This is a genomic window from Pseudoalteromonas thalassia, from assembly GCF_049257215.1.
GTDB lineage: Bacteria > Pseudomonadota > Gammaproteobacteria > Enterobacterales > Alteromonadaceae > Pseudoalteromonas > Pseudoalteromonas lipolytica_C.
Window position 1 is genome coordinate 426563 of record NZ_JBMMUE010000002.1, and the last position, 22096, is coordinate 448658.

22 protein-coding genes are annotated in these 22096 nt (G+C 38.9%); 8 read left to right on the top strand and 14 right to left on the bottom strand.

Annotated features, from left to right (window positions below; all coding sequences use genetic code 11):
* The first annotated feature begins 6 nt into the window (after positions 1-6).
* Both AAEU31_RS04305 and AAEU31_RS04310 read left to right on the top strand, forming a co-directional pair.
* Positions 7-1212 carry an EAL domain-containing response regulator gene (locus AAEU31_RS04305; protein ID WP_421966556.1) on the top strand — a complete coding sequence of 402 codons (1206 nt, stop codon included), beginning with the start codon at positions 7-9 and terminating at the stop codon, positions 1210-1212.
* A 26-nt stretch (positions 1213-1238) separates the two neighbouring features.
* Positions 1239-2462 carry a response regulator gene (locus AAEU31_RS04310; protein WP_421966557.1) on the top strand — a complete coding sequence of 408 codons (1224 nt, stop codon included), beginning with the start codon at positions 1239-1241 and terminating at the stop codon, positions 2460-2462.
* Between the two features lie 49 nt (positions 2463-2511).
* On the opposite strand, the gene hutU is transcribed toward AAEU31_RS04310, so the two are convergent.
* Together hutU and hutH are read right to left on the bottom strand one after the other, a co-directional pair.
* On the bottom strand, positions 2512-4512 hold the full coding sequence (hutU, locus tag AAEU31_RS04315; protein ID WP_421966558.1) for a urocanate hydratase: 2001 nt from the start codon (positions 4510-4512) through the stop codon (positions 2512-2514).
* Positions 4512-6017, bottom strand: coding sequence for a histidine ammonia-lyase (gene hutH, locus AAEU31_RS04320; RefSeq protein WP_421966559.1), 1506 nt, complete (start codon positions 6015-6017; stop codon positions 4512-4514). The genes hutU and hutH overlap by 1 nt, the downstream gene beginning before the upstream one ends.
* 120 nt (positions 6018-6137) lie before the next feature.
* Between hutH and AAEU31_RS04325 the strand changes: the two genes are divergently transcribed.
* Positions 6138-7034: a LysR family transcriptional regulator gene (locus tag AAEU31_RS04325; protein WP_135926477.1), complete on the top strand. Its 897-nt coding sequence runs from the start codon at positions 6138-6140 to the stop codon at positions 7032-7034.
* Position 7035: 1 nt separating this feature from the next.
* Here the strand turns inward: AAEU31_RS04325 and AAEU31_RS04330 are convergent, their stop codons facing one another.
* From AAEU31_RS04330 to AAEU31_RS04360, 7 genes are all read right to left on the bottom strand, one after another.
* On the bottom strand, positions 7036-7428 hold the full coding sequence (locus AAEU31_RS04330; protein ID WP_135926476.1) for a DoxX-like family protein: 393 nt from the start codon (positions 7426-7428) through the stop codon (positions 7036-7038).
* Between the two features lie 55 nt (positions 7429-7483).
* Positions 7484-7897, bottom strand: coding sequence for a DUF805 domain-containing protein (locus AAEU31_RS04335; protein WP_199527695.1), 414 nt, complete (start codon positions 7895-7897; stop codon positions 7484-7486).
* Between the two features lie 213 nt (positions 7898-8110).
* A complete protein-coding gene (locus AAEU31_RS04340; protein ID WP_421966560.1) occupies positions 8111-8638 on the bottom strand; it encodes a DUF4240 domain-containing protein in 528 nt (175 codons plus the stop codon).
* Positions 8635-8829, bottom strand: coding sequence for a YwbE family protein (locus tag AAEU31_RS04345; RefSeq protein ID WP_036971837.1), 195 nt, complete (start codon positions 8827-8829; stop codon positions 8635-8637). Before AAEU31_RS04345 ends, AAEU31_RS04340 begins: the two co-directional genes overlap by 4 nt.
* 59 nt (positions 8830-8888) lie before the next feature.
* Entirely contained in the window at positions 8889-9329 is a 441-nt protein-coding gene (locus tag AAEU31_RS04350) for a hypothetical protein (protein WP_135926473.1), read from the bottom strand.
* A 2-nt stretch (positions 9330-9331) separates the two neighbouring features.
* Positions 9332-9604 carry a hypothetical protein gene (locus AAEU31_RS04355; protein ID WP_135926472.1) on the bottom strand — a complete coding sequence of 91 codons (273 nt, stop codon included), beginning with the start codon at positions 9602-9604 and terminating at the stop codon, positions 9332-9334.
* Positions 9597-9803 carry a hypothetical protein gene (locus AAEU31_RS04360; protein ID WP_135926471.1) on the bottom strand — a complete coding sequence of 69 codons (207 nt, stop codon included), beginning with the start codon at positions 9801-9803 and terminating at the stop codon, positions 9597-9599. The genes AAEU31_RS04355 and AAEU31_RS04360 overlap by 8 nt, the downstream gene beginning before the upstream one ends.
* An 88-nt stretch (positions 9804-9891) precedes the next feature.
* On the opposite strand from AAEU31_RS04360, the gene AAEU31_RS04365 reads away from it, so the two are divergent.
* Positions 9892-10698: an ion transporter gene (locus AAEU31_RS04365; protein ID WP_171040467.1), complete on the top strand. Its 807-nt coding sequence runs from the start codon at positions 9892-9894 to the stop codon at positions 10696-10698.
* A gap of 73 nt (positions 10699-10771) precedes the next feature.
* Here AAEU31_RS04365 and AAEU31_RS04370 read toward each other — a convergent pair whose 3' ends face one another.
* From AAEU31_RS04370 to AAEU31_RS04390, 5 genes are all read right to left on the bottom strand, one after another.
* Positions 10772-11152: a VOC family protein gene (locus AAEU31_RS04370; RefSeq protein WP_421966561.1), complete on the bottom strand. Its 381-nt coding sequence runs from the start codon at positions 11150-11152 to the stop codon at positions 10772-10774.
* Between the two features lie 183 nt (positions 11153-11335).
* Complete coding sequence (locus AAEU31_RS04375; protein ID WP_421966562.1) at positions 11336-11770, bottom strand: GNAT family N-acetyltransferase; 435 nt, start codon at positions 11768-11770, stop codon at positions 11336-11338.
* Positions 11767-13305: an EAL domain-containing protein gene (locus AAEU31_RS04380; protein ID WP_421966563.1), complete on the bottom strand. Its 1539-nt coding sequence runs from the start codon at positions 13303-13305 to the stop codon at positions 11767-11769. Before AAEU31_RS04380 ends, AAEU31_RS04375 begins: the two co-directional genes overlap by 4 nt.
* A 130-nt stretch (positions 13306-13435) precedes the next feature.
* The gene (locus AAEU31_RS04385) at positions 13436-15394 is read right to left on the bottom strand and encodes a methyl-accepting chemotaxis protein (RefSeq protein WP_421966564.1); all 1959 of its coding nucleotides are present in this window, start codon (positions 15392-15394) and stop codon (positions 13436-13438) included.
* 349 nt (positions 15395-15743) lie between these two features.
* The gene (locus tag AAEU31_RS04390; protein ID WP_421966565.1) at positions 15744-16367 is read right to left on the bottom strand and encodes an FMN-binding negative transcriptional regulator; all 624 of its coding nucleotides are present in this window, start codon (positions 16365-16367) and stop codon (positions 15744-15746) included.
* 312 nt (positions 16368-16679) lie between these two features.
* Here AAEU31_RS04390 and AAEU31_RS04395 point away from each other — a divergent pair, with 312 nt between their 5' ends.
* From AAEU31_RS04395 to AAEU31_RS04410, 4 genes are read left to right on the top strand one after another with little or no spacing between them, the layout of a single operon-like run.
* Positions 16680-18239, top strand: a complete 1560-nt coding sequence (locus AAEU31_RS04395; RefSeq protein WP_421966566.1) for a pyridoxal phosphate-dependent decarboxylase family protein — start codon at positions 16680-16682, stop codon at positions 18237-18239.
* Positions 18240-18249: 10 nt separating this feature from the next.
* A complete protein-coding gene (locus AAEU31_RS04400) occupies positions 18250-19587 on the top strand; it encodes a lysine N(6)-hydroxylase/L-ornithine N(5)-oxygenase family protein (RefSeq protein ID WP_421966567.1) in 1338 nt (445 codons plus the stop codon).
* Positions 19584-20189, top strand: coding sequence for a GNAT family N-acetyltransferase (locus tag AAEU31_RS04405; RefSeq protein ID WP_421966568.1), 606 nt, complete (start codon positions 19584-19586; stop codon positions 20187-20189). The genes AAEU31_RS04400 and AAEU31_RS04405 overlap by 4 nt, the downstream gene beginning before the upstream one ends.
* 2 nt (positions 20190-20191) lie before the next feature.
* The gene (locus tag AAEU31_RS04410; RefSeq protein ID WP_421966569.1) at positions 20192-22054 is read left to right on the top strand and encodes an IucA/IucC family protein; all 1863 of its coding nucleotides are present in this window, start codon (positions 20192-20194) and stop codon (positions 22052-22054) included.
* Positions 22055-22096: the final 42 nt, after the last annotated feature.

Below are 22096 nucleotides of genomic sequence, written 5' to 3' on the forward strand. Positions count from 1 at the left end.
GAACGTATGTTGGAGCAACCTCCTTTGATTCTAGCCATCGACGATAGCCAACTTGTATTAACGCAATTAGAGTTTCTAATTTCTAATCAAACACCGTGTAAATTCATTGGTTTTGATTGCGGTTATAAGGCTTTATCAAGCCCCGAGATCCATCAAGCTTCTCTAATCTTATTAGACATGAATATGCCTTCTATTGATGGTGTAGAAATGCTAAGAAAGCTAAGCGAGTTAAACCTTCAGCAACCGTTAGCTCTATTAAGTGGTGAGAACAGCCTTTTTCTTAAAAATGCCGCTTCACTCGCCTCCCTGCACGGCTTGAATATTATATCATGCATTGAAAAACCATTATCAGTTAGTAAGTTGGCAGAGTTATATAAAGCACTATGTCAGTTTAATAAAGCTCCCCCTTCACAAAAGAAAGATATCACTTATCCAAGTGAAGAGATAATCAACGCACTTTATAAACACGAATATATCGCTTACTTCCAGCCTAAAGTATGTAGTAGAACTGAGAAGATTATTGGTGTTGAGACGCTTGCGAGATGGAATCACCCACAAAATGGTATTGTTTCACCATTCTACTTTATTGAGACACTAGAAAGTGCAAATCATACAGCTGAGCTCACCAAGCAACTCTTAAAACAAACTGTAGAATTTTGGTCTATCAACAGAACCTTATTATCGAACCTTCAATTTAGTATTAATATTAGTGCCAATGAACTCAGTGATGTTAGTCTTCCTGAAAAACTTGAGCGCATATGCACCGATGCTTCCATGCCCACTTCACAGATCACCCTAGAGCTAACGGAAAGTAATATTATTAACAATATACGTTCTTCGTTGGATGTTCTTTTACGGTTTAAACTAAAAGGCTTTAAATTATCAATTGATGATTTTGGAACAGGCTATTCTTCAATGAAGCAACTTAATGAGCTTCCCTTTGATGAACTCAAAATTGATCGCTGTTTTGTCAACGGAAGTGCCGAAGATCCAAGTAAAAAAGCAATAGTAGTAAGTACCTGTGAAATCGCCCATAAACTCGGTTTAGATATTGTAGCCGAAGGTGTTGAGAAGTTTGAAGATCTTCTATTGATAAAAAACCTTGGTGTTAAGTCAATTCAGGGGTTTTATTACTTTAAGCCAAGCACTCAAACTGAGTTTTTACAACTATTTCAGCAAAATAAAGAAGTTACTTACTCAAATTCTTTATAAAACGACTAGTAAATGAGCCACTATCAATGCAAATAAAAGTCGACCACGCGCAAAGAAGACCAAAAGTTATCATTTTATGTGACAAACCTACAGAGTTAGCTGGTGCAGTAGAAGTACTTTCTTCTCAAGTTGATGAATTTAGAACACTAACAAGCCATAAAGATGCTGAAGAGGTTATCGCTACCACAGAGCCAAAGCTCATTATTCTTGCCAGAGAGAGTGTCTCAAAAAGCATTGAAAGTTATAAATTACTTGCTGAGTCAGGATTATTAAATTATCCGCACGAAAATATTCTACTATGCGAAAATAAAGAGTCAGGGATCGCTTTTAAATGTTGTATTAAGGGTATTTTTTCTGATTACTTTGTTTATAAACCTATGTACGAAAATTATCGCTTTAAGATGATTTTACATAACGCACTAAAACGAACTCAAAGCCAAACTGAAGTCAATAAACTCAGAGATGAACACTTTGGTAAAATTGACGACGATTTAAAAAACTTAATTGATGAAGCTGCTAGTTATCGCAGTCAAGCCACTGAGACTTTAAATAATGCCCGTGAAAAGCTGAATAATCATAAGGGTATAAATGTCTTACAAGACCAATTACTACAAGACCTACAAAAAGAGCACCTGTCACCGTTAATCGACTCTTTAGAGTCTCAGCTTGAAAAAGTAGCTGAGGAGCTTAAAAAGCGGTTACAAGAAAGACGCTTTTCTCTTGCTGAACTTGCTGCGTTATTAAATGAAAAAGATAATTCTGACACAGCTGAAACCGTTCAAGAAACAAAAAATAAAACTGCTGAAATGAAAGATAAACCTTCTCCTACTCCATCAGAACAGCATAGTACCCTCTCTGAGACGCCACAAAAAAAGAGCGATATAAAAATTATGGTGGTAGAAGACAACGAATTTTACAGGGAAATGGTATCGAGGATTTTGATTGGAGAGGGATATCAGGTCGTCAGTGTTGAAAGCGGGCTAGATGCAATAAAAAAACTGAAAAAACAGCGCTTTTCACTCGTGTTACTAGATTTATTCATGCCTAATTTAGATGGGTATAACACAACTAAAAACTTACGCAGTATCCCAAATTGCAAAAACCTGCCAATTGTTGCAATTAGTGCCAACAAAAATAAAGAGATCATTCGCAAGTGGGCAACCTTTGGCTTAACTGCCTACATTACCAAACCTTCCACAAAGTCTTCTTTGTTAAAGGCAGTTGATAAAGCATTACTGCAAACAATATAACCAGCCCGTTTTTAATCAAAAACGAGCTGGTTTAGTATTTTATGCAAAATTAGAAATCTAAGTTTGCTAAAATTTCATCATCAACGTTATTCGATAAGGTCACTTTAAGTTTAGGTGTACGAGCCATTTCACGTTTAATCGCAAAATTAGCTTCTTCGTTACGCGCCCAACTACGACGAGCAATACCGTTATTCACATCAAATAATAGCATAGATTTCAAACGGCGCTCGGCAGCTTCACTACCGTCTAGTAGCATACCAAAACCACCGTTGATCACTTCGCCCCAACCTACACCGCCACCGTTGTGAATAGATACCCAAGTAGCGCCGCGGAAACCATCACCAATTACATTGTGAATCGCCATGTCTGCTGTGAAGCGGCTACCATCATAAATGTTTGATGTTTCGCGGAAAGGTGAGTCCGTACCACTTACGTCATGGTGGTCACGCCCAAGTACAACTGGCCCTATCTCGCCACGATTAATGGCATCATTAAAGGCTTTAGCGATTTCAGCGCGGCCTTGTGCGTCTGCATAAAGAATACGAGCTTGCGAGCCAACAACGAGTTTGTTTTGCTTCGCATCTTTGATCCAAGTGATGTTGTCTTGCATTTGCTGTTGGATCTCTTCAGGCGACTCCGCCATGATTTTATTTAAAACATCTGCAGCAATGGCATCTGTTTTATCAAGATCTTCTGGTTTACCTGAGGTACATACCCAGCGGAACGGGCCAAAGCCGTAGTCAAAACACATTGGGCCAAGAATATCTTGTACGTACGATGGGTATTTAAAATCAATACCATTGTCGGCCATTACATCGCCACCAGCGCGTGATGCTTCTAACAAGAACGCATTACCGTAATCAAAGAAGTAAGTGCCTTTTGCAGTGTGCTTGTTAACAGCATCAGCGTGGCGTTTAAGTGTCGCTTGTACTTTTTCTTTAAATACTTCTGGCTCTTCACGAATTAAACGATTTGACTCTTCATAGCTGATATCAACCGGGTAGTAACCGCCTGACCATGGATTATGAAGTGAAGTTTGGTCTGAACCTAAGTGAATGAAAATATCTTCTGCTAAGAAGCTTTCCCATACATCAACCACGTTACCGATAAAGGCAATCGAAACCACTTCTTCATTTTGCTGAGCCGTACGTACACGCTCAACAAGCTCTGGCATGTTATCGATTAGCTCATCAACCCAACCTTGTTGGTGACGCTTAATAGCCGCCTTAGGGTTAACCTCAGCACATACGGTTATACAGTTAGCAATGTTACCCGCTTTAGGCTGCGCACCACTCATACCACCTAAACCAGCAGTTAAGAAGATCTTACCTTTTGGTGATTCGCCTTTTTCAAGCACTTTACGGAATGCATTCATGACCGTAATAGTTGTTCCGTGAACAATACCTTGAGGGCCAATATACATAAATGAACCCGCAGTCATTTGACCGTATTGAGTTACACCCAGTGCATTGAATTTTTCCCAGTCATCCGGTTTTGAATAGTTCGGGATCATCATACCGTTTGTCACAACCACGCGCGGTGCTTCAACTGATGATGGGAATAACCCCATAGGGTGACCAGAATACATGTGTAACGTTTGGTCTTCTTCCATTTCGCTTAAGTACTTCATGGTTAATAAGTACTGCGCCCAGTTTTGGAATACCGCACCGTTACCACCGTAAGTGATAAGCTCTTCTGGGTGTTGTGCTACTGCGGGATCAAGATTGTTGTCGATCATTAACATGATAGCGGCAGCTTGCTCACATTTAGCCGGGTAATCGCTAATAGAACGCGCTTTAAGTTCATAGTTAGGCTTAAAACGATACATGTAAATACGGCCAAATTGCTTAAGCTCAGCTGCAAACTCAGCGGCTAAGTCGGTGTGCCATTCTTTAGGGAAATAACGCAATGCGTTACGAATCGCTAATTGCTTTTCGTCAGCCGATAAAATGTCTTTACGTTTTGGAGCACGGTTTGCATCACTTGGATACGGTTTTGGCTCTGGCAATACGCTTGGGATACCTTGCTTAATTTGTTCTTGAAAAGTCATTATTTGCTCCCTAAATTTACTGTGAACGCTTGCGATTTAACAAGTGTAACCATGGCATCAATGTCTGGTTTAAGTAAGCGGTCTTCTTCTAGTTTGGCAACTTTACTGCGAATTAATGCAAAGTTTTCTTCAATAATGTCTGAACACTTGTTAGGACGTCTAAATTCGATTGCTTGTGCGGCATACATCAACTCAATAGCAAAGATTTTATCTAGGTTACCTAAAATCTGGTTTAACTTACGACCAGAGATACTCCCCATAGATACGTGATCTTCTTGGCCCATTGATGTCGGTACGCTGTCAGCTGATGGCGGGAAACACAATGACTTATTTTCTGTTACCAGTGCTGCGGTTACATATTGCGGGATCATCATACCTGAGTTTAAGCCACCCGATGTGGTTAATAAACGTGGTAAGCCGTGTAAACCTTCAAGCAATAAATAACAACGACGATCAGCAATGTTACCAAGCTCAGCCGCAGCTATAGATGCATAATCTAAAGCCATAGCTAATGGTTGACCGTGAAAACCACCACCCGAAATCGCTTCTTCCTCACTAATAACAATTGGGTTATCAGTCACTGAGTTCATTTCTATCTCTGCAAGCTCTTTTAAGTGGTAATACGCATTGCGTGACGCACCATGAACTTGAGGAATACAACGCAGTGAATAAGGGTCTTGTACACGATCACAATTGGTATGTGAGGCCATATTCTCAGAATTAGCAAAAAAGCTACGCATACGCGCGGCAACTTCAACGTTACCTTTAAAAGCACGAATAGCGTGTAATTCTTCACGGAACGGTGATTGGCTACCTTGCATACCTTCAATGCTCATAGCGCCTGCAATATCTGCAAGGTCTAATAAGTAACGCATTTTAGTAAGCGCTGTAATGGCGTGCGATAAAATAAACTGAGTACCGTTGATTAACGCAAGACCTTCTTTAGCGTGCAGATCAAGTGGCTCTAAGCCATGCTCTTTTAATACCTCTGCCGCGGGTTTGATTGTGTCGTTTACCCAGAACTCGCCTTCACCTAAAAGAGGTAAAAATAGATGTGATAATGGTGCTAAATCACCCGATGCGCCAACTGAGCCTTGCTCTGGTACAACCGGGATAATATCTAGTTCAATAAACTTAAGCATACGCTCAACAACAGTTAAACGAATACCTGAAAAACCTTGGCTTAATGCATGTACTTTGGTGATTAGCATTAACTTTGAAATAGGCTTAGCAATTGGCTCACCCACACCAACAGCGTGTGTGATCAATAAGTTCTTTTGTAATAGGTTTGTTTCTTGTGGAGAAATTTGTGTATCACACAGTGGACCAAAGCCCGTATTGATACCATAAATGGCTTTATCTGAGGCAGCCATTTTATCTACGTTTTGGCGGCTTTTATTAATTCTATCAATAGCTTCTTTGCAAAGCTCTGCCTGTAACGTACCGGCTGCAATCGCATTAACGTTATCTATCGTTAATTGGTCAACACCATACTTAAATGTCATTTATAACTCCTAAAAAACAGGATTAAGTTTTAATTAGTGGCAGTCTAGCTTGCTCTAGTTGTTTTACAAATGCATAATTATCGTTATTCATTCCAGATTTATCGAACTAAAAGAGCTACTATGCAAGTTCATGATGTAGACCTACGATTATTGCGTGTTTTTGTAGCAATTGTTGAGTGTGGCGGGCTTTCAGCCGCAGAGTCACGTTTGAATATTGGCCGCTCAACGATCAGTGCGCATTTATCAGATTTAGAAGTAAGGCTTGGTATTAAATTATGTAAACGTGGCCGCAGTGGTTTTGAAATTACAGATGCAGGTGCTATTACCTACCAAGCATCAATTGAACTGCTTCAGCAATGCGAAGCCTTTGCTAATACCGTCGCAAGCTCTAAAAACGAGCTATCGGGGCGTTTAAGTATTGCTATGATAGATACCATGGTAAGTGACCCTCGCTGCGCCATTCCCCGCGCAATTGCAAGGTTAAAAGGCAAAGGTAAAAACATTCAGTTTGATATTAACGTCTGTGAAGCCCGTGAGGTTGAAACCGCAGTAGCCAATGGCCGTTCATTAGTGGGTATTGGTGTTAGCCGTCATCATATTCGCGGATTAGATTACACTGCCCTACATAACGAAACTAACTTTTTGTATTGCGCAGTTGGTCACCCACTGTTTGAGTGTGAAGACAAACAAATCAATGAGCTTATTAAAGAAGCCGAAGTTATTACCAGTAACTACATGCGCGATAAAGAAAGTAGAAACGATGGCTTAAACTACCAAAACAGTGCGGTAGCCTACCATGATGAAGGTATCGCACATTTGATTTTATCGGGTGAGTTTATTGGTTATTTACCCGACCACTATGCTCAGTTCTGGGTTGATAAAGGCATTTTTAAAGCTATTCAACCAAACAAATATCACTACGATATTCCTGTTGTATTAATAACCTCTAAAACAAATGCCAATTCACCACTCGCAAGCGCCATGATCAAAGAAATCAAAGACTGCTATGGTGTTTAATTCACTTATTGCTAGTTTCGCTGTTCTTGAGCTCGATTATTAGTACAGTACTAAACGCGATCAGCGCAAGATTTGTAGTCACCGGATTGAATGCTTCTATCAATAGCGCAGGTTGTAAAAAAGCTACAAACAGTATTAAACCTATTAACGATAAAATATTGACTATATTGATTAAAATTGAACGATAGAAAATAAAAAACAACACCGCAAAGATGATTTCACCAACCCCAGCAGCTCGTGTTATGAGCATTGAAATTTCGGCATTAAAACCAAAACTGGCTGTCATCCGTTGTTCAAGTGGAGAGATATGGATAATTTTTGGGAAAAGGCCATGGTAAAGCCAAGTAAAGCTAATAATAAACCGTGAAATTTGCACTACCGTTAGATTTTTCATAATACCCTATTAAACGCGTTGTGTGTTCTTTAAAAGAACACACAACAAATAAGTATTATACTGTTGGTTTTCCAAAACGGTTCTCACCTGCATCACCTGCTAGGAAACCATTTTCTATAAGTGCCCAGATCCCACCGATTACAGGAACAAAGCCAATTAGTACCCACCAGCCTGATTTATTACGGTCATGCCAGCGTTTAATTTGAATAGCTAGCGAACACCATATAAGTGGCACATATAAGATAAGCATAATTATAGAGATAGCTGATTCGCTACCACCCGAAAGCAATGCGGCAATAAACATTAAAACGAATGAAGCAGCAATCATTCCTAGTACTGAAAACCAATAGGTTTTGCGAGGAATGCGGCCGTTAAAAGAAAATAGTATTTCTTTTACACTAAGGCTTGTTGTTTCTGTTGAAGTTGATACTACATTTGATTCTGGGGCTTGATATACGTTTTCTGACACTGTCATTTCCTTTGAATTGTGTTTTAGTAAACTACTATTATTTGTTAGCTCACTGATTTATAACATTAACTAAACTAGTATTAGCAAGAATAAGATAACATAAATTTAGTTAATTTGGGTACTAATAAATTTCTTAGCTCTTTTTTATGTAACCTTTTACCCTAAGTTAGTAGCTTACAGAACATAAAAAAAGCACCATGAAGGTGCTTTTAATTAACTCGGTTGTTGCCAATATTTGGCATATAAATTTGGATAGGTTTGTTTTAAATACTTGGCTTTATCTTTAAAGCGTTTACCTTTTGGTTGCTCAAGACCTGATGGAATAAAAGGTAACTCGTCGTCATTACGTTCTTCGTAAAGCATACCGGCAATTAAATCGTATTCATCTAAATACGGGTAAGGCTGTTCGTTTAAATGATAAACCGGCGTACACTCTGCAATTGAGTCTGGGTTTTCAAGCGCCTTTAAAAACGCCTGTTCACCACGTGAAATAAGCCAACATAAAAACTCAGAAAAACCATAATCGTCATTACAACCGGCCATTACATAAGCGGCACCAAATAAGTCCCAGGTATAGGCTTTGCGCATACGTAGGTTAAACTGCTTATCAAATTCCATCAGCTGCTGGTCAGATAAATCAGTCAGCTTTGCTTTTAATGCATTACAAACAGACTCAGGCTCAGCAGTTTTATCTTCGGCGGTCACGAGTTGCCAAAATTCACTTTCGCTTAAAACACTCATGATAAAATCTCTTTCACGCGCCCTACTTGACCATCATCAAGTTGAACTTTAATGCCATGCGGGTGATTCGGTGATTTAGTTAAAATACGTGACACCACGCCTTGAGTTAACTGACCTGTTCGTTGATCTTGTTTTAATACAATGTTGACTTCGCAGCCAATTGAAATTTGTGAACGCGTAGGCACTGCCATTGCAAAATCTCTTTCAATAATTTTTGCCGATTATAGCTATTTGCGGCTGGCTTACCAAATTAAACCTGTTTGATTGGGCTGTTTTTAAGCAGCTCCTTTGGCAATATCTCATTTAAGCGTTTAATGATAGCATCAGCCTTGCCTTTAATTTGAAAGTCGTAACCTTGGCCGTTGCCATCTAATATGACGGCTAAATAGTTATCAGCAACTTTCAGTTGGGTAATACGGCTTAATTCAAGTGTCTCTTCTTTATCACCATAATAAACCTGCTTAACTGTTAGGCTTGTGTCTGTTGTCGTAAGTGTTTTACTAAGGGCTGTTTTGGCTGCGAACTTTTCTGTTGAGCGATAGGCCTGCACCATAAAACCGATTGCAAATATAAACCCATTATAAGATACAAGAGTATGTGGGCCTGATTGCACACTATAGACACCGAACCCAACACATAGCACAGCCAGTGCTAAATTTAGAGTAACTAACTTTTTTGAGGTTAAATTCATCATTATTCCTTTAAAAATGAAATTGCTTTTGCATTAATAGCTAAATCTACAGCGCTCAATTCTTTGATAATTAGATTGGTAATTAACTGGGTTTGCTCAGCGGTTAACGGCAGTTCTTTACAATAACAACTTACTTTTAGTGATTGCGGTAGCTTTTTTAGATCAGCAGTATGAGTTAACCATGAAAATTCGTGTACCTGATCTTTTGCTAGTTCACACGCTTGTGTTAACGCAACTCGAATTGCTTTGTCTTGACGTTTTTCAGTTTTAGTCATGTTCTGCTTGTTGTTTTTTAAACTCTTCGTAACTGTCCTGCTGGCGCTTTACACACTCGTGATACTCTTTATCAGCCATATAATTGCATTCACTTAAACGTGCCGATTGAATTTCATGATAACGGGCATCTGAGCTACACGCTGATAAACACACAGCAACAGTCGCGATTACGGCCAATTTTAAAGCATTAAAAAACATTTAATTTCCTTTATGTAGTTATACATTGGTGCTGCATTTTCCTGTATATTGCGTGGGTTTAAATATTATTACCAAAGGGTTCTATATGATGTTGTCGCAGTTACAACAGCTGTTTCAGCGTATCGATAAAAGTAAAATTTTTCAATCATTTGTTATTGCTGTTATTGTTATTTCGGCATTAACAGTCGGGGCACACACCTATTCACTTCATCCAACGGCCGAGCTTGCCTTACATTGGATGGACTTAGGCATCACGGTTTTCTTTTTAGTTGAGCTAGTGATCCGTTTTATTGCAAGCCGGGGCTTTAAAGATTTTTTTAGCAAAGGTTGGAACATTTTCGATTTTATAATCGTAGTTGGTAGCCTTTACCCTGCAGCTGGTTCAACAATTTTTATCGCTCGATTACTACGTATTTTCCGCGTGTTGCGACTTGTATCAATGATCCCAGAGCTTAGACTGCTGGTTAACTCGCTTTTAAAAGCCATTCCACAAATGGGCTATATCGCCCTACTCATGTTTGTGATCTTCTATATTTATGCCGCTATGGGTAGCATGTTATTTGCTGATATTAACCCGGTATTATGGGGCGATGTATCTATTTCTATGCTCACCCTATTCAGAATTGCCACGTTTGAAGATTGGACTGATGTTATGTATGAAACTATGGCTGTGTATGAGCTCAGCTGGATTTTCTACCTAACGTTCATCTTCTTAACAGCCTTTGTATTTTTAAACATGATGGTTGGTGCAATTTTAGAAGTTATGTCTGAAGAGCATCGCAACGCCCGCGAAGAGCAAACATCTGATGCCGACATGCCAGCAACTAAAGGGCAAATTGCTCAGCTACAAGCTGAAATGGCCGAACTAAAACAATTACTGAAAGAAAAACAGTAAAATTTTTAGAGCTTACTTTTTAGATAATAGCTTTTAGATATTAGGCGCTAGGGGCAAGACCTTAGCGCCTTTTTTATCCTCGTTTTTCTACCTTCCATGGTGGGTTTAAGCGGTTCTCTCCTGCCCAATACAATTTAATTTTATTCCCTGATGGGTCTTTTAGAATTGCTTCCGTCCATAAATAGCGCTGGGCGGTTGGTGGCTGTTCAAAACTAATGCCTTTTTCAACAAGGCTTGCGTAAAGCTCATCGAGCTGCTCATGTTCAAAGTATATTACCGCGCTATTACTAAACTCTTCAGTTTCTAATGACAGCGAAAATGTGGCATCACCATCTGGGCATTGAAAGCGTGCGTAATGCGGGGTATCCACAATCTGAATCATTCCTAATGCTAAATAAAAAGCCACCGCTTCGTTCATATCCTTTACAGGCAACGTCACCTGATTGAGCTTCATTTGTCACTCCAATGTAATGCTTTATTCGTTGCTTCAGCATATCGCGTACAGCTAATTAAGCAAAAGATAGGTAACGAGTTAGCGAGTTACAAGTTTCAAGGAGGAAAGTTAGAAAGCTACAAGGTGAAAGTTTGTAGGAGGCGTTTTAACGCCGAACATCTAAATTCACGGCTAAAGCCATTCCTACACGAGTTCCATATGAAATATTGGAAAAGGCTTGCCCATATCATCTAAAGGGGAACGTGAGGCAACTTTAAAACCCATGTGCTGATAAAACTCAACTGCAAGTGGGTTTTGCTCATTTACATCCACTTTGTTGGCAGCTAATTGCTCAATTGCATAGTTCAGAAGTGCTTTACCAACCCCCTTACCTCTTGCGGCATCTAAAATGAACAGCATTTCTATTTTGCTATCGTGTACACCAACGAAGCCTAAAATTGTTTTATGTTCACTCTTAATGCACTTTAAAGTTACGTTGGGAAAAGCTTGCTCAATAATAATTGGCTTAAAAAAGGCTATATCGTCTTCTGTTATAAAATCATGAGTCGCTCGTACTGAGTTTTCCCACACATCAAGTAGCTCTGGATAATCATCAGAGTTCACACTTTCTATTTTCACTGCAATCCTTTTTTCTCATCAAGTACTTTATGTAGTTCGGTTAATGATAAAGACTTATAAAAGTACCAACCTTGGACTTGATGATCAGAATTATATTCTTTTATAAAGCTGTATTCTTCAACCGTCTCAACACCTTCAAAAATGACCAGACGATTTAGATTTGAAACCAGAGACATGATGGCTAATACCATATCCTTTTTGAATTCATCTGTGATCGATTGGGTAAGTATTTTATCAATTTTAATGATATCGAAGTTAATCTCTGTCAGCCAAACAAGGTTAGATACTCCGGTTCCAAAATCATCAAGTGCTATGACGAAGCCAAAATCTTTTGCCCTTGTCGCAAAATCAGATAACTCTTTTAAAGGCAAACCTATACGCTCCGTTATTTCAATTTTAACTTGCTGAGGTTTTATCTGATACCTAACACAAAGCTTATTCAAGCGGTCTAAATATTCTGGAGTCTGAATTTCATAAGCATTTACATTAATAGCAACTGTGAATTCTGGGTCACGATGCAAAATCGGGGAAAGCTCTATAAATGCACGTTTAACTGAGTCATATGCCAACTTTGAGTACAAACTTAACTGCTCTGCAATACTTAAAAATAGTTCAGGTGATACGTTTCCATGAACCGCGTCTTTCCACCTAACCAAGCTTTCAACACCGACAATTTTACAATTTTTTAATTCAATAATTGGTTGATACTCTAAATATAAATCGCCGCTTTGAATGGCCTTACGCAGCCTAAACTCGATTGAATGATTCTTATCTAAAAATGAAATAATAGAGTAAGCAATTAAAAAGCTGACTAACCCGATCAAACAAATAAGTAATGCAGATACATACACAGGTAAATAAAGTAATCCAGGACGATTATTCGTTGTTTCAACACAGTATTGAAACTTTTTACTACATATTTCTAATACCTGAGATTTCAACAAAGTATTGTTTTTTAATTGGTACTGCGACGAGTAATTATGAAAAGTATGCTCCTTATTTTTTGACACAATTTTATAAGAAAACCCCTTATCTAAGTGATCAAAACTCTTAAATGGCTCATTGATTGTAAAAGCAATAACGTTATCTTTTTTTGTAATGTCATACCTAGTCGAAACTGGAAAAATACCGCTAACTTTGGTAGCAAAGTGATAACCAGAAGGTGAATGATAAAAAATCCCTTCAAGCAAAAATGGAGCATCTAATAATCCCCAGTTAGCTGAACACAAAACCCTATCATCAAAAATCAAACCCAAATCATGGGTGTATTCATATTTTGAGAGAATTATACGAAGTTCGTTTATTGTCTTTGCATCACACTGACTCGGTGATATTGATGAAACATCTTGCATCGAAGCTACTAAATCACTCGATATGCTTTCTGCTTTTAATAATAAAGAATTGGCAAACTGTTTTTGGTAGTTAAATTGTAGGTAACTGATAATAAGGTGGAAGGAAAATATAAAGAAAACCATGATAAAAACTATGTAGATAGTTTGTTTGTTCTTGTTTGTCTTAAATATTTTTCCTAGCATGTTTAACTTATCTTTTGATTATAGTATTACAAAAACTAAACCTTAATTATCATTAGATCAACAAATTCCAATAAAAAAGGAACAGAAAATCTGTTCCTGATATAGAAAATGCATTTTGACCCAATTTTAACTACACCTTAAATTTACCGACTAGGTCGGTAAGTAGATGAGATAGCTGATTCAACCGCTCGCCATTTTCACGCGCTCCCTGTGCAATATCACTAACATCGTCAGCGGCGTTTTTAATTTCTACAACATTACGATTAATATCTTCAGCTACGTGCTGTTGTTCTTCGGCTGCGGTCGCTATTTGTGTGTTTAAATCACTTATATTAACGATTGAAGCAGTAATTTCGCTAAATTGCTGCTGTGCAGAATGCGCCAACTCAACTGTTTTATTTGTGCGGTTCAAGCTGGTTGTCATTTCTTTAGACACCTGATCAGACATCTTGCGCAACGTATCGAGTTGACTTGCTATTTCTTCTGTTGACTCTGATGTTCTTTGCGATAGCGCTCGGACCTCGTCTGCAACAACAGCAAATCCTCGACCATGGTCACCGGCACGTGCAGCCTCAATAGCTGCATTTAGCGCTAATAAATTAGTTTGTTCAGCAATGCCACGGATAACACTAAGAATCGACATGATGTTTTCACTTTCAGCATCGAGTTGGTTTATATCTTGAGTTGCTTTGGTGATCACTTCTGACAAAGATACAACGCTATCAACCGTCTCAGTAATAACACTTTGTCCAAGTTCAGAGGCTTGTTGAGTTTGCGAAGCAAGTTCGGCTGCATTTGCACAACTGGCAGAAACCTCATTTGCTGTTGCCGCCATTTCATTAATGGCTGTTGCCGCCATTTCAAGAGCTTGCTGTTGTTGAGATGTTGAACCTGATAATTGAGAAGCTTGTGACGAGGTGTGTGCAGAAGTCTCACTAACATTCTGTGCGCAGTCATTAATTTGCTTAACCAAGTCCGATATCAAGTTTAAAAATAAATTAAAGCTGTTTGCTAGTTTTGCTGTTTCATCGCGTGTTTTAATAACTAAACGCTTAGTTAAATCACCTCCACCTTGGGATATCTCCGTAAGGCCATCACTTACCTCAACAATAGGTGCAGAAATTAATTTTGAAATATAGCTAGCAACAAGAATGAATACAGCAATCAGAATTGCACTGATGACTAAAATGGTAATTGTCGTTGCGTTTGCTGCACTCATTACTTCAGATTTTTCAACTAGACCTATAAATTTCCAGCCTAGCTTTTGCGAAGTATAAATATTAGCCAAGTAATCTTTGCCATTAATGTCTATTTCAAACTGACCATGATTGTTATTGGCAAGCTGTTTGTATTTACCATTATCAATCTGGCTTAATTGTTTAAACCGATAATCAGCATTTTTAACATCAACCAGCACATTGCCGCTATCTTCAATCAGCATTAGATAGCCGGTTTCACCAAGTTTAATGTTAGCAATAATATCTGTAAGGCCCTGCAAAGAGACGTCCATGCCCTGTACGCCAATAAACTCGCCAGCTTGTTTAATGGCTTTTACTGTGGACACTATAACCATGTCATCTGCCGCCCAATAATAGGCATTGGTTCTTACTGTTTTACCATTTGCTGCTTTACCCGTTTTATACCAAGGCCTAACTCTTGGGTCATAATTTGCTGTCACTTCACCCTCTGGCCATTGAATATAACCACCTTGCTCGTTCCCCATGTAGATGTAAGCAAGGCCTGGATGGGTTTTGCCAAAATGATCAAATAAGTTAAAAGCGGTTTTTTCTGTGTTACTGCCATTTACGTGATCAAGTTTCACTGAATTAGGCGATTGCATGTGGGTTTTAACGCCTTGCTCGGCGTCTAAAATAGCGGAATGAGAAGCAAGATAATCGACGTTTTTCTCTATTTCGTCAAAAAACATACTAATGCCGTTATCGACTTGTCTCGCCTCTCGTTCACTTAGTTCAGCGAAATTATCTAATGCCTGCTGTCTTAATTGAGTAGTGACTAAAACGGCAATAATTATAAGAGGAAGCGCAATGGCCGACGCAAAAGATAACTTTAATTTTTTAGAAATGTTCATGGAGAGTTCTCAGCTAGGTACTTACGAAAATATAGTTAATCACTTAACTTTCAGCAAGCTATTTAACTTATATCTAGTACAACAAAACCACCATTGATAGATTAATAAAATAAGCAATAAGAATTGATATGTACCTAGACTTTATATTGACACAAACTTGTAATGTACTAACTTTAAATATTGTGATTAACACGATTTTAACAACAATGGACTTAGCGGTTTCCAACCAATTGGCAGCATTTGCAGGAAGCAAAATTGCTGCCTATTCTTCTCTTGATTTAATAAACAGCAGTGCAGTATAGATAGTATTAAAACAACTTAGCGTAGTAAGTCTTACTGAATCGATAAATCAGCTAGCGTCTAAATTGCCTATCCCTACCCCATATTTAAGCATATAGCTAAGTAAAGCCTGAGCATCTGGGTGTTTATCTGCTTTTAACCCTGTTACAACACCTTGTTGATCTTCATCCGATTTATGCTGGCCTAACTTCTCTTTTGCCTGAATTGAGTCAAGTTCAATTTTAATACCCACTATGCCACGTAGTAACTTTGCTTGGTAATCGGCTGGCAACAAACTAGTGTCGTTTAAAATACTCGGCTCGTATTGGCTAATTAGCTCATCGAGGCATGCTAAGGTGTTGTCATCATCGAGGTACTCTACTTTCCCCATGGCATGAACCGCAGCGTAGTTCCAAGTCGATACAGCAGGTTTTTCTGCATACCAAGTGGGTGAAATATAACTATGCGGGCCATTAAAAACCACTAATACACGCGTATCTTGCAAGCTTTTACCATGACGATTCGCTCGTGACACATGACCATATAAAGTGCCCAACTCGCCTTCATCAGGTTTATACACCAATGGCAAATGTGTGGCTTCAAATTCACTATCTATCATCAGCGCAAAGCTATAGGTTTTTATAAATTGTGAAACTCGCTCTGGCGTCATTTTCCACTTGTTGGGTGTGTGCATGCTTTTCTCATATTATTAAAATTGCTCAGATTGTTTGAATCTATCATTGTAATTGATAAAGAATTTTCTACTAGCCTTTACCCGCTACTTCAATCACAAATGATGCCGTGTCCTTTAACCAGTTCGAAAAATTAACAAATCAAAACACCTTTAAGTTAGAGTAAAGTAGCTAAATGATAATTGTTTGCATTAGCATTTAATGCATGATACCTTGCTACTTATCGGTACAGGGTGTTGCGGATTTTAATTAATTAGAGACGGAAAAGCTCTTCTGGTCTCTTGGTTACTTAATCAATGTTAAAGGATATACATATGGAAAATTTTAAACCACCGCAATATCAATGGATTAATGATTCTAACTATCAAACAAAAACCAAACAAACTGCTGCCCCACTTTTTGGTGTTTCACCAATGGAGGATTACGCACAATTAATACAATTGGGTATAAGCACCCTCAGCGAGCGTATTAAAGAAGTTAATTCTCCTACCAGTGGAGTACAACCTGCACAGTTACAAGAAGAATTTGCAGCCATTGATCTAAACACACCTTTAAGTGACATAAATCAAGTCCTCGAAGAGCTAGATCACCTTTATTTAAAACACGCGATATACTTCCATCATCAAGATTACCTTGCTCACTTAAATTGCCCAGTAATGCTTACATCCCTGCTGGCAGAGTTGTTTAGCTCTTCGATAAACACCGCTGTTGAAACATGGGATCAAAGTGCAGGCGCAACACTTATAGAACAAAAAGTGATTGATTGGACATGCCAAAGAATCGGTTACGATGAGAGCGCAGACGGCGTGTTTACCACTGGCGGAACCCAGTCAAATTTAATGGCATTATTACTTGCACGTGAGTTGGCAGGCAAATTAGAACCACAAAGCCATACAAATATTACTTCTGGCTTAAGCAGTAATGCACATCGTTATCGAATTCTTTGTTCTGAATATAGCCATTTTAGTATTCAAAAAGCAGCCGCATTATTGGGTCTTGGTCATGATGCTGTTATCAGTATTGCGTGTGATGAAAATCGCTGTATTGATACCCATAGCCTCGAAAACACATTAAATGAACTTCAAAGAGCAAGTTTATTACCAATTGCGGTAATCGCCACGGCTGGTACAACAGATTTTGGCGCAATCGACCCGATAGCAAGCATTGCTCATTTATGTAAAAAGCATAACTGTTATTTACACGTCGATGCGGCTTATGGTGGCGCTTTGTTAGTATCACAACGCCATAACGAACGTTTGTTAGGCATTGATTTAGCTGACTCTGTCAGTATTGATTTTCACAAAACATTTTTCCAGCCAGTATGCTGCTCTGCCCTATTGGTTAAAGACAAGCGGTTATTGAGCTTTCTAACTTATCACGCCGATTACCTCAATCCAAAGGCTCAAGCACAAGCCGGCGTTCCTGATTTAATAAATAAAAGCTTACAAACAACGCGCCGATTCGATGCGTTAAAGCTCTGGTTAAGCTTAAGAACAGAAGGGCCTGATGCGATTGGTGCCATGTTCGATACCTTGCTTGAAAAAACACAACAGGTATACCAACGCTTAACACGTCATAGCCTGTTACAAGCTGCACAAGTTCCATCACTCACTACACTCGTATTTCGATTTAACGATAGCGCCTTGAGCCAAACTCAGCTTGATGAATGCAACCGCACTATTCGCAAGACCTTAGCTCAAAGTAGCCGTGCCATGATTGCAGCAACAAAAGTGAACAATATTCAGTATTTAAAATTCACTTTATTGAACCCTCACGCATCGATAGACAGCATAGACGACGTATTGAATGAAATTTGCAAAATTGGCGAACAATATGTGATCGACTGCAAAAGCAAACAACTGTGCACAGCTTAAGGAAAAGACAATGAAACCAGAAATTTATGATTTAATCGGAATAGGTGTAGGCCCATTTAATTTAAGCTTAGCAGCGCTTTCTTCGCCCCTTTCAGACTTGAAGACGCTATTTGTTGACAGTCGCCCTAAATTTGATTGGCATCCTGGTATGTTATTAGACTCTGCGAGTCTGCAAACCCCTTTTATGTCAGATTTAGTGACGATGGCAGACCCGACAAGTCAGTTCAGTTACTTAAATTTTGCCAAGCAGACTGGTAAATTGTATTCGTTTTATATTCGCGAGAACTTCTTTTTACCGCGACAAGAATATAATCAGTATTGCCAGTGGGTGTGCCGTCAGTTAAATAATCTCAAGTTTAATTTTCACGTAGAAAACCTCGAATACGAGCAACAGCTCGACTGTTACCGAGTATCTGGTAAAGATAAAGTGACTGGCAAGGTACAAGATTTTTATTGTAAACATTTAGTGCTTGGTACCGGTACTCAACCTTGGCTACCTGAATTTTGCCCAACCGATAAGCACATAACTCACTCTTCACAGTACCTTAATAACAAAGCAATGTTACAAAGCAAGTCTGACATTACTATTGTTGGCAGTGGTCAGAGTGCAGCAGAGATTTTCCATGATTTACTGCTAGATATTGATAAATTTGGCTATCAATTACGCTGGTTGACGCGTTCACCGCGGTTCTTTCCTTTAGAGTACACCAAACTTACTCTTGAAATGACATCGCCTGAGTATATTGATTATTTCCATAATTTACCAAGTGCGAAGCGACAACAACTTATCCACTCACAAAAGTCGCTTTATAAAGGAATTAATTCAGAGCTCATTAACGATATTTACGATTTGCTCTATCAAAAGAAACTGAATTGCGATTTCTTAGCCGAGCTTTTAACGAATACCTCATTAACGAACATTAAACAAGAAGGCCAAAAACTTGCCCTCTCATGCCTACATAACGAGCTAGAGCAAGATTTTAGCTTTAATACTAATGCACTTGTAATGGCGACAGGCTATCAATACCAGTTACCCACCTTCATTGAACCATTACGTCATAAATTAAACTTCGATGAGAACGGCGAGTTACAAGTAGAACGTAACTATAACATTGATGAGCAGGGTCGCATTTTTGCACAAAACTTAGGCCTCAACAGCCATGGATTAACCGTGCCAGATCTCGGAATGGTGTGTTATCGCAATGCCATCATTTTAAAACAAGTATTAGGTAAAGCGCCTTACAGCATTGAAGAGCGCATCGCTTTCCAACAATTTGGCATTCCTAAAACAAAGAGCTTTACGCCCTCACGTAGTAAAACAGCTTCAATGTCACAGGAGGCTATGTGAGCAGTTGTAACCACGCAGAGGTCAGTAAAAGCTTCGCTAGCCAGTGCCAAGCAATAATAAACACTGACGCCTTTGTTATTGATGACTTTCGTTTTTACATTTACCAAGCACAGAAGCACTTTTCCTTATTAAATAGCTGGCTTGCTCAAGATTATGCCCACTTTTGGGGAATGCAAAATATGAATGCAGAGCAACGCCAAAGTGAACTTGCTCCCGCACCTCATAAACTAGCACTTATAGCTTACCAAGATGCGACTCCTGCTTTTTTTATTGAATTGTATGACCCGCAGTTTGACGAAATCGGTAAACATTTTGAAAACCAGTCTGGTGATTGTGGGATGCACCTTTTACTTGCCCCCGTAATCACTCCGCAAAGTGGTTTTAGTCGGCGTGCTATTACAGCAACAGCAAAACTCATCTTATATAAATTAGGTTTTACTCGATTAGTTGTTGAGCCTGACATTAACAATCAAAAAATACATAAGCTAAATAAAAAAATAGGCATTCAAAGCAGTCATATCGTTCGCCTTACAAACAAAGATGCATGGCTAGGTTTTGCTGATCTAGCAAGCTTTGAAGCAGCTACAACACAAGGAGACTAATTATGGAAATCTTTAAAAATTCATTCCCTCAACATTTATCTGAATCTTTATGGCAAGGTGCTAATCAACATTTAGTCGCCAAAATACTGTGTGAGTTTAGCCATGAAAAACTAATAAAACCTATTGCAGCAAAAGAAGATAGAAAACAAACAGTGCAGCAATTTCAGTTATTATTAGAAAGCAACCAAGGGCTTTTAAGTTATGACTTTAGTGCTCGCCACTATCAACTAGATCACCTACATATTCACCCAGAATCAATCGTCTGCAAACTAGATGGCATTAACCAAGATTTAGATGCAGTAACGCTCATTATTGCCCTAAAAGATCGTTTAGGTATTACCGATAGCCTCTTACCAACTTATTTAGAGGAAATCACCAGCACCTTATACAGTAAAGCATTTAAATTGCTTCACCAAAATAAACCCGTTTCAGAGCTGGTACATTGCGATTATCAACAAATTGAAGCGGCCATGACCGAAGGCCACCCAGTATTTGTTGCTAACAATGGTCGTATTGGCTTTGATATGGATGACTGCCACGCGCTTACACCTGAAAGTGGTCAAGCAATGAAATTAGTCTGGTTAGCTGTTGCGCGGGTAAACACAAGCCTAGCAATGATAGAAGAGCTTAATTACGAGCGTTTTATTGAAAGTGAATTAGGCAACCAGCAAGTTGCAGCATTTAATAACATAATTGCTGAGCATGGTAAAAAAGCTGAAGACTATTACTTTATGCCCGTGCATCCTTGGCAGTGGCGCGAAAAAATTAGCCGAATTTTTGCTGCTGATCTTGCTCGTAAGCAACTTGTTTATCTTGGTCACAGTGAAGATGACTATCAGGTACAACAGTCGATTCGCACATTCTTCAACTTAGATAACAATAAGCGTTGCTATGTGAAAACCGCGTTGTCTATATTGAACATGGGCTTTATGCGCGGTTTATCTCCTTATTACATGAGCCGAACGCCCGAAATAAACACCTTTGTTGCTGAGCTTGTGAACAGCGACCCATACTTTACTAAAAAACGCTTTGTCGTTTTAAGAGAAACCGTCGCAATTGGTTATCACCATAAATATTACGAGCAAGCTTTAGAAAAAGACACGCCTTATAAAAAAATGCTCAGTGCACTTTGGCGAGAAAGCCCTTTCAATTTAACATTTCAGGGAGAACCGTTAGTTAAAGAAAACCAACAACTTTTGACATTAGCCGCCTTGCTACATCAAGACAGCCAACAAAAGAGCTTGCTTGTTGAACTCATTAATACCTCTCAACTCACAGCAACTGAGTGGGTAAGCAAATTGCTGGATCTTTATTTACAACCTCTATTACATGCGTTCTTTGCGTATGATTTAGTGTTTATGCCCCATGGTGAAAACCTCATCCTTGTTTTAGAAGAACACCAACCAGTTACTATTTTAATGAAAGATATTGGCGAAGAAGTCGCGATTCTAAACGGCAATTCCCCTTTACCTGGTCATGTCGCTGACTTAGCGGTGAGCCTAGAAGAGGACATGAAATTAAATTATATACTGCTAGATATTTTCGACTGTATCTTCCGCTTTATCGCACCTCAGCTTGATGCGCAAAATTGTTTAACTGAACATGATTTTTGGCAATTAGTCGCTGATAAAGTTTATCAGTATCAGCATGAAAACCCGCAATTTTCCGAAAAATACACACGTTACAACTTATTTAAGGCTCGCTTTACGCGTACCTGCTTAAACCGCATTCAATTGAATAATAATCAGCAGATGATTGACCTTGAAGATAGAGAGAAAAATCTCCGTTTTGCTGGGGATATCAAAAACCCACTGCATGATTTTGCCACTCGTCATGACCTTCAACATGACACAACAATGGCCTAAGCATAGGCCTCACTATTTATAGACGTAATAGGACTACGGATA

What these genes read in the sequence shown, in the direction of transcription:
- AAEU31_RS04305 (WP_421966556.1), top strand. Translation starts at nt 7, where the DNA reads ATGTTGGAGCAACCTCCTTTGATTCTAGCCATCGACGATAGCCAACTT.
- AAEU31_RS04310 (WP_421966557.1), top strand. Translation starts at nt 1,239, where the DNA reads ATGCAAATAAAAGTCGACCACGCGCAAAGAAGACCAAAAGTTATCATT.
- hutU (WP_421966558.1), bottom strand. Translation starts at nt 4,512, where the DNA reads ATGACTTTTCAAGAACAAATTAAGCAAGGTATCCCAAGCGTATTGCCA.
- hutH (WP_421966559.1), bottom strand. Translation starts at nt 6,017, where the DNA reads ATGACATTTAAGTATGGTGTTGACCAATTAACGATAGATAACGTTAAT.
- AAEU31_RS04325 (WP_135926477.1), top strand. Translation starts at nt 6,138, where the DNA reads ATGCAAGTTCATGATGTAGACCTACGATTATTGCGTGTTTTTGTAGCA.
- AAEU31_RS04330 (WP_135926476.1), bottom strand. Translation starts at nt 7,428, where the DNA reads ATGAAAAATCTAACGGTAGTGCAAATTTCACGGTTTATTATTAGCTTT.
- AAEU31_RS04340 (WP_421966560.1), bottom strand. Translation starts at nt 8,638, where the DNA reads ATGAGTGTTTTAAGCGAAAGTGAATTTTGGCAACTCGTGACCGCCGAA.
- AAEU31_RS04345 (WP_036971837.1), bottom strand. Translation starts at nt 8,829, where the DNA reads ATGGCAGTGCCTACGCGTTCACAAATTTCAATTGGCTGCGAAGTCAAC.
- AAEU31_RS04350 (WP_135926473.1), bottom strand. Translation starts at nt 9,329, where the DNA reads ATGAATTTAACCTCAAAAAAGTTAGTTACTCTAAATTTAGCACTGGCT.
- AAEU31_RS04355 (WP_135926472.1), bottom strand. Translation starts at nt 9,604, where the DNA reads ATGACTAAAACTGAAAAACGTCAAGACAAAGCAATTCGAGTTGCGTTA.
- AAEU31_RS04360 (WP_135926471.1), bottom strand. Translation starts at nt 9,803, where the DNA reads ATGTTTTTTAATGCTTTAAAATTGGCCGTAATCGCGACTGTTGCTGTG.
- AAEU31_RS04365 (WP_171040467.1), top strand. Translation starts at nt 9,892, where the DNA reads ATGTTGTCGCAGTTACAACAGCTGTTTCAGCGTATCGATAAAAGTAAA.
- AAEU31_RS04370 (WP_421966561.1), bottom strand. Translation starts at nt 11,152, where the DNA reads ATGAAGCTCAATCAGGTGACGTTGCCTGTAAAGGATATGAACGAAGCG.
- AAEU31_RS04380 (WP_421966563.1), bottom strand. Translation starts at nt 13,305, where the DNA reads ATGCTAGGAAAAATATTTAAGACAAACAAGAACAAACAAACTATCTAC.
- AAEU31_RS04385 (WP_421966564.1), bottom strand. Translation starts at nt 15,394, where the DNA reads ATGAACATTTCTAAAAAATTAAAGTTATCTTTTGCGTCGGCCATTGCG.
- AAEU31_RS04390 (WP_421966565.1), bottom strand. Translation starts at nt 16,367, where the DNA reads ATGCACACACCCAACAAGTGGAAAATGACGCCAGAGCGAGTTTCACAA.
- AAEU31_RS04395 (WP_421966566.1), top strand. Translation starts at nt 16,680, where the DNA reads ATGGAAAATTTTAAACCACCGCAATATCAATGGATTAATGATTCTAAC.
- AAEU31_RS04400 (WP_421966567.1), top strand. Translation starts at nt 18,250, where the DNA reads ATGAAACCAGAAATTTATGATTTAATCGGAATAGGTGTAGGCCCATTT.
- AAEU31_RS04410 (WP_421966569.1), top strand. Translation starts at nt 20,192, where the DNA reads ATGGAAATCTTTAAAAATTCATTCCCTCAACATTTATCTGAATCTTTA.